At 35.0% G+C, this 6,071-nt stretch carries 5 protein-coding genes; 2 read left to right on the top strand and 3 right to left on the bottom strand.

Annotation, left to right across the window (positions count from 1 at the left end; translation table 11 throughout):
* Window positions 1-520: 520 nt before the first annotated feature.
* Together EQG63_RS12035 and EQG63_RS12030 are read right to left on the bottom strand one after the other, a co-directional pair.
* On the bottom strand, window positions 521-1,213 hold the full coding sequence (locus EQG63_RS12035; RefSeq protein ID WP_129436618.1) for an SIMPL domain-containing protein: 693 nt from the start codon (window positions 1,211-1,213) through the stop codon (window positions 521-523).
* Between the two features lie 46 nt (window positions 1,214-1,259).
* Complete coding sequence (locus tag EQG63_RS12030; RefSeq protein WP_129436617.1) at window positions 1,260-1,901, bottom strand: rhomboid family intramembrane serine protease; 642 nt, start codon at window positions 1,899-1,901, stop codon at window positions 1,260-1,262.
* Between the two features lie 89 nt (window positions 1,902-1,990).
* Here EQG63_RS12030 and EQG63_RS12025 point away from each other — a divergent pair, with 89 nt between their 5' ends.
* Window positions 1,991-2,866, top strand: coding sequence for a lysophospholipid acyltransferase family protein (locus tag EQG63_RS12025; protein WP_129436616.1), 876 nt, complete (start codon window positions 1,991-1,993; stop codon window positions 2,864-2,866).
* Between the two features lie 17 nt (window positions 2,867-2,883).
* On the opposite strand, the gene EQG63_RS12020 is transcribed toward EQG63_RS12025, so the two are convergent.
* The gene (locus EQG63_RS12020; RefSeq protein ID WP_129436615.1) at window positions 2,884-4,371 is read right to left on the bottom strand and encodes an aminotransferase class V-fold PLP-dependent enzyme; all 1,488 of its coding nucleotides are present in this window, start codon (window positions 4,369-4,371) and stop codon (window positions 2,884-2,886) included.
* 101 nt (window positions 4,372-4,472) lie between these two features.
* On the opposite strand from EQG63_RS12020, the gene EQG63_RS12015 reads away from it, so the two are divergent.
* Complete coding sequence (locus tag EQG63_RS12015) at window positions 4,473-6,038, top strand: protein adenylyltransferase SelO (RefSeq protein WP_129436614.1); 1,566 nt, start codon at window positions 4,473-4,475, stop codon at window positions 6,036-6,038.
* The last annotated feature ends 33 nt before the right edge of the window (window positions 6,039-6,071 follow it).

Raw genomic sequence — 6,071 nt, 5'->3', positions numbered from 1 at the left:
AGAAGTTAAGCCCGACAGCGCAGATGGTACTGCAGTTATGTGGGAGAGTATGTCGCTGCCTTTCTTTAGAAAAGTCCTTCACGAAAGTGAAGGACTTTTTTGTTTTATATTGGTTTAAGAGAGAATACCTGACTGCCATTGGCAGTCCTCTTCTTATTCTCACCCGAGCGTAGCGAACGGGCGAAGCAAATGTTTTATATAAAATCCTACCTGACTAATCGGGTAGGATTTTTTGTTTTACCGAATGTCTATTGGGCATTTCACCCTTACTATCAAACCTGAAAGATTACTTTGTCAGTTCACTTTGCGTGAGGGATAGTAGAGTAAATCCTGTTATTGCGTTACTATGTAGTAGCTACTGATGGATTTGTGCTTCGCAATGACAGATTGCAACGAATAGCCCGACCCGTAGGGACACGCCATAAAAATATAAAAAATTGTATACGAGGAATTAGTGCTGTACAGAAAACAAAAAAAGCTAACCATAGGGCTAGCTTTTTTAGAAGTTATCTATTATAAATTATTCCAAGACAAAAGCCACCTGAACATTCGAAATAATTTCGATTTCGCCTATAGCTAACGTTTCTCTTGGAGCGCCAGCATCCATTGCTTCTACTCGCATAGCGCCTTTAAACATAGGTTGTGGATAGTAGGCTTGTGAATTATCAGTAATTAAAATCGCTTTTCCTACTTTTTGGCTTAAAACGGAAACATAATCTAAGGCCTTTTGCTTGGCATTTAGCATCGCTTTTTTACGAGCTTCCGCTTCGTAAATTTCCATTTTTGAGGATTTGAATTCTACTCCGTTGATGTTGGTCACACCTGTATCGGTAATTCCCATCATAAAGCCATCGTATTTTTTCAAATCTTTTAAGGTTACTGTAATGGTTTGATTGGCCACATAGTTGTATTTTTTCTTCTCATAATCATAATTTTTATACAAACTCACATTGGTAGTTTGAAAATCGGATTGTGGAATATTATTTTGCTTGATGAATTTCAATATTTTTTCGATAATGATGTCGTTTGCTTTTTTTACTTCGGCAGCATCTTTACCTGTGTTTTCAACACCTAAAGAAATAATTCCTTGATCAGGTGTTACTTTTATCTTCCCTTCCCCAGAAACATTGATTTGAGGAACTTGTTGTTTTTGATCTTGAGCGTAAATCATCACGGATACTAACATTAATAGGGTTACAACTAAATTTTTCATATTTTAAAGAATTTTATTACTAATGCATAAGCAAATGCTGTGCCATTTATAGTTTATCAGATTTTGCCAAAATATATAGCAATACGATAGGAATGGCAAGTACTACTACCATAAACGTATTATCGACGAACATATTGGGTTCTTTTATTAATGTTGTTGTATACCCGCCAATTGCACCGCCAAAATGGGCAACATGTCCTATATTGTCATTTTGTGCTTTCATACCATAAATAGAATACAACAAATATCCAATTCCGAAGATATAACCTGGGATTGGAATGGGTATAAAATAGAGGTACAAACTCATATCGGGATGTAGTAAAATTGCCGAGTATACAATCCCTGTAACTGCTCCCGAAGCTCCGACGGCTCTATAATTAATATCGTTATTGTGAAAACTTAAGGTTAATAAACTTCCTGCGACTAGACTCACAAAATAAATAAGAATAAACGAAAGTGGTCCAAAACTATCAATAACTTCAGGACCAAACATATATAAAGAGAACATATTAAAAAATAAATGAGCCCAATCACCGTGTAAAAAACCAGATGAAACCATTCTAAATTGCTCTCCCGCACGGATACTTCCGATGTGAAATTCATTTTTTCTAAAAAAACTTAAATCGTTAAAACCTTTGTAGCTAATTAGAATGTTCGCCCCTATAATGGCTAGTAAAAATATATCCATACGTTAATTTTGATATAAATTTAGGAAATCCAATTCAATTCAAAGTCATTAAAAATAATATACTTTATATTTGTCAAAATTTAGTCAAGATGCAATTTCTAATTTATATATTATTTTATCCTATCCTTTGGATAATTTCTATACTCCCTTTTCCATTATTATATCTGTTTTCGGATGGTGTTTATTTTTTAGTCTACCATGTTATTGGCTATAGAAAAAAGACGGTTCGAAAGAATTTAGCCATGGCGTTGCCTCATTTATCAGATAAGGAACGTCTAGAAATTGAAAAAAAGTTCTTCAGTCATATGTGTGATATGTTTTTGGAAATGATCAAAACACTCTCCATTTCTAAAAAAGAAATAGAAAAAAGATTCTATTTTAAAAACCTAGACGTTTATCTCGATTTAGAAAAGAAAAATAAAAGTATTGCTTTAATGTGTGCCCATTATGCCAGTTATGAGTGGGTGGTTTCTATGAATTACCACATCAATTATACGGGGTATGGTATTTATAAAAAAATTGCCAATCCACATTTTGATAAATTAGTGAAGGATATACGTTCTAAGTTTAAAGCGGTTTTAATCACTACTAAAGAAACATCAAAAACAATTGAAGACTGTGCTAAAAACAAGAAACTAGGCGTATTTGGGTTTGCAAGTGACCAAACGCCTCGTTGGAGTGATAATTTATATTGGCATCATTTTATGGGTATAGAAACGCCGATTCATATAGGTGCTGAAATGCTAGCCAAACGTCATGATATGAATGTGATTTTCTTAAGAACGAAGAAAATTAAACGAGGCTATTATGAAGCTAGTTTTGAAGTATTGTCGGAAGATGTAAAATCGGTGCCGAATTATAAAATTTCGGAAGATTTCATGGCACGTGTGGAACAACAAATTTACGAGCAACCGGAATATTATTTATGGACACACAAACGTTGGAAACATAAAAAAGCGCAGTAACTACAGCGCTTTTTGTTTTATAGAGAAAACCAATTTTTAACCAATTCTTTTTCAGCATTTTTAGCGTTAACATGAATAAACTCGTTTGTTTTGGAGTTGTAATTATAGTCTTTTGACCATTGTTTGTGGTTTCGAGCCAACTCGCGAATCGCATTACAGACAAACTGAATTTCCTCATTAGTTGTCGTTGGGTGAATCGACATACGAATCCATCCTGGTTTTTGAATTAAATCGCCAGAATCAATTTGGCATACCAAATTATGCGAAGTTTCTTGATCGACATGCAATAAATAATGTCCGTAAGTTCCTGCACAACTGCATCCGCCACGGGTTTGAATTCCGAATTTATCATTCAACAATTTTACCCCTAAATTATAGTGTAAATCATTGATGTAAAAAGAAATCACACCCAATCGATCTTTATGTTGCCCAGCTAGAATATTGATGTTATCTTCTTTTTCTAATTCCGAAAAAACAAAATCGACAATTTCGTGCTCTCTTTCTAAGATGTTGGAAACGCCCATTTTTTCTTTCAGTTGGATTGCTAACGCGGTTTTGATGACTTGTAAAAACCCAGGAGTTCCGCCATCTTCTCGATCTTCAATATTGTCGATGTACTTGTGCTCTCCCCAAGGGTTTGTCCATGAAACGGTACCACCACCAGGACAATCTGGAACGTTGTTTTTATATAAATTTTTATTAAAAATCAAAACACCAGAGGTACCAGGTCCACCCAAAAATTTATGAGGAGAAAAGAAAATGGCGTCCAAATAGGCGTCTTGATCTTCTGGATGCATATTGATGTTTACATAAGGTCCTGAGCAAGCAAAATCCACAAAACAAACGCCATTGTTTTGGTGCATGATTTTGGCAACTTCATGATATGGTGTTTGAATCCCCGTAACATTGGAACACGAAGTAATAGAAGCAATTTTAAAGCTTCTGTCTTTATGGTTTTCGATTATTTTTTTAAATTCAGTAAGGCAAAATAAGCCATTTTCATCAGCAGGAATTACTTCCACATCAGCAATGGTCTCTAACCATGACGTTTGATTGGAATGATGCTCCATATGCGAAATAAAAACGATGGGTTTTAATTCTTTTGGAACATTGGTAAACGCTTTTAAATTTTCGGTAATACGTAATCCTAAAATACGCTGAAACTTATTCACAACACCTGTCATTCCTGTCCCATCGGTAATTAAAACATCATGATCATTAGCATTTGTATGATGCTTAATAATATGTCTCGCTTCATGGTAGGCCATAGTCATGGCAGTCCCTGAAACGGTTGTTTCGGTATGGGTATTGGCAACGAACGGACCAAAATCATTCAACAATTTTTCCTCAATAGGACGGTACAAACGACCCGAAGCAGTCCAATCGGTATAAATGATTTTTTTTCGACCGAAAGGCGAATCAAATTCTTGTTGAATTCCTACAATATTTTCTCTAAACTGTTGAAAATACTGCTCTAGTGAAGTTGATTTTTCTGTTGCAATCATGGTGTTGTTATTTGGGGTCAAATATACATTTTTTACCAATTTTATAACGTTAACATTTCTATTTAATCGCTACTTTTGGAATAATTAAAGACATAAGATTAATGCAATTAGCCATTCAAAATAGATTTACAAGCGAATTACCTGCTGATATAAATGAAACCAATGAGGTTCGTAAAGTGTTTCATGCGGCTTTTTCTAAACTACATCCAACCATTCCTAGCAATCCAAAAGTAATTCACGTGGCAGATGAAGTATTAAAGTTAGTTGGAATTACCTCAGAGGAATCAAAATCGGAATCTTTTTTAGCTGTTTTTTCGGGGAAAGAAGTATATCCCAACACACAACCTTTTGCTATGTGCTACGGTGGACATCAATTTGGTGTTTGGGCAGGACAATTAGGAGATGGGAGGGCTATTAATTTATTTGAAATCGAAAATGACAATCAATTTTATACACTTCAATTAAAAGGAGCTGGGAAAACACCTTATTCGAGAACGGCCGATGGTTTGGCAGTGTTACGTTCGTCTATTCGGGAGTATTTATGTGCCGAAGCGATGTATTATTTGGGAGTTCCTACCACTCGGTCTTTGTCTTTAATTGCTTCTGGAGATAAAGTGTTACGGGATGTTTTATACAATGGAAATCCGGCGTATGAAAACGGAGCAATTGTTTGTCGAGTAGCGCCTTCCTTTATTCGTTTTGGGAATTTTGAATTATTCGCTTCGAGAAATGATATCGAAAACTTAAAAAAATTAACGGATTATACGATTCTACATCATTTTGCTGAAATTCAATCAGAAGGAAAGCAAAAGTATTTGGATTTTTTTGAACGAGTAGCAAATACCACTCGGAAAATGGTAGTGGAATGGCAGCGTGTTGGATTTGTGCATGGTGTTATGAATACGGATAACATGAGCATTCACGGAATTACAATTGATTACGGCCCTTATGGTTGGCTAGAAGATTACAATCCGGATTGGACGCCCAACACCACCGATAGTGGTCAAAGACGTTATCGATTTGGTCAGCAACCGCAAATTACACTTTGGAATTTATACCAATTGGCGAATGCGCTATATCCTTTAATCAATGAAACCGAAGGTTTGGAAGCAATTCTTAATGCCTATGAAGAGCATTATGAAAAGGAATATATTGCGATGATGCGAAATAAACTTGGATTAATCCTTGAATTGGATTCAGATGCAGTACTTATTCATCAACTTACGAATCATTTAGCAGCAATTGAAACAGATATGACTATTTTCTTTCGATTATTGAGTTCGATTTCCAAAGATGATTCGCCTGAAATAGGAATCGAAAAAATAGCCTATTCTTTTTATAATCCTGAGAAAGTAAAAGGTGAAGTCGCTTCGGTTTGGTCGATTTGGTTTGCCAATTATTTAAATCGATTGCAATTGGAAAAAATAGGCGATGCAGCGCGAAAAATTAATATGAATGTAGTCAATCCGAAATACGTTTTCAGAAATTATATGGCGCAATTAGCGATTGATGAAGCGGATAAAGAAAATTATACTTTAGTTGATGAATTATACAAATTGCTTAAAAATCCGTATGAGGAACAACCCGAAAATGAAAAATGGTTTGCTAAAAGACCTAATTGGGCAAAAGAAAAAGTAGGTTGTTCTCAATTATCCTGCAGTTCGTAATCAGAAAATATTTATTAAATTTAGAATCGATTA

The sequence above is a fragment of the Flavobacterium amnicola genome (assembly GCF_004122165.1).
GTDB classification, from domain to species: domain Bacteria; phylum Bacteroidota; class Bacteroidia; order Flavobacteriales; family Flavobacteriaceae; genus Flavobacterium; species Flavobacterium amnicola.
Note: the sequence above shows the minus strand (reverse complement) of the source record. Positions and strands in the feature narration are given on the sequence as shown.